The organism is Frankia sp. CgKIO3, from assembly GCF_977946435.1.
Genome location: NZ_CDWTMO010000291.1, coordinates 1,257 through 2,186 on the forward strand (window position 1 = coordinate 1,257; position 930 = coordinate 2,186).

General features: G+C 62.6%; 1 protein-coding gene and 1 pseudogene. One reads left to right on the forward strand and one right to left on the reverse strand.

The window, feature by feature from the left end; all coding sequences use genetic code 11:
• Positions 1 to 264 (reverse strand): LysR family transcriptional regulator (locus AC08OJ_RS19670; protein WP_476596518.1); only part of this gene is annotated, 264 nt, incomplete at its 3' end.
• An 89-nt stretch (positions 265 to 353) separates the two neighbouring features.
• On the opposite strand from AC08OJ_RS19670, the pseudogene AC08OJ_RS19675 reads away from it, so the two are divergent.
• Positions 354 to 714: pseudogene (locus AC08OJ_RS19675) on the forward strand (YybH family protein).
• The last annotated feature ends 216 nt before the right edge of the window (positions 715 to 930 follow it).

Consider the following 930-nt stretch of genomic DNA (forward strand, 5'->3'; position numbering starts at 1 on the left):
TAGGCCCTTCACGTCGTCCACCGCCTGCCGAAGAGCGCTGACCGACGCGAGCACGTCACGGGTGTGTTCGAGCGCAGCCGCGCCTGCGGTGGTCACCGTGCACCGGCGGCCAGATCTGTCGAGAAGGGTGGCTCCCAGCTCGTGTTCGAGCTGCCGGATCTGGGCGCTGACTCCCGATTGGCTGATGTGCACACGCTCGGCCGCACGCGTGAAGTTCGCCTCTTCGACTACCGCGACGAAGTACTCTAGCTGCCTGAGTTCCATATTTGTAGATTCTAGCTCCAAGAACTGACAGCTGTTGGACTTCTAGCGTGGGATCGTGTTCACTGGGAGTGAAAATTCCTGACTTCGCGTTGAAGGGCTTTTTATGTCAGACAAAGAGAAGGCCAGAAGACCTCACCCGCCTGTTCGTGGAGCGCGCCAACGAAGGAGACGCCGCAGGAATCGCGGCGCTCTACGAGGAGGACGCGGTCATGACCTACCCACCTGGCAGCCAGACGGTCGGCCGGGCCGCCATCAAGGTCCTGTGGGAGAAGAGCCTGGCCAACGCGCCCCGCTTCGAGCAGGAGCCACCACTGCCGACCCTAATAGCCGGCGACATCGCGCTCACGTCCACGCCGCCAAAGGACGGTGCCGCCGCCCGCGCGCAGGTAGTCCGTCGGCAGCTGGCTACGCCTGCTCGACCAGTCTGAGTTCATCACACCGTCTTCGTAGCAGCCTTCATCAGGCCCCGCTGCCCGAAGGATCTCTCCTCGGAACATACCGGAGAATGCCGCGCAGTGCCGCAAAATCCGAGGCCGGGGCATTTTCGGTGCCGGAACGTGCTGGTCGATGTCGCGCCGTGCCGGAGCATCCGCGCACGCAATGCGTACACACGAGGAGCGGCGCCTTCTCGACATAACAGTAATGTTCGCCATTATCGGACACTAA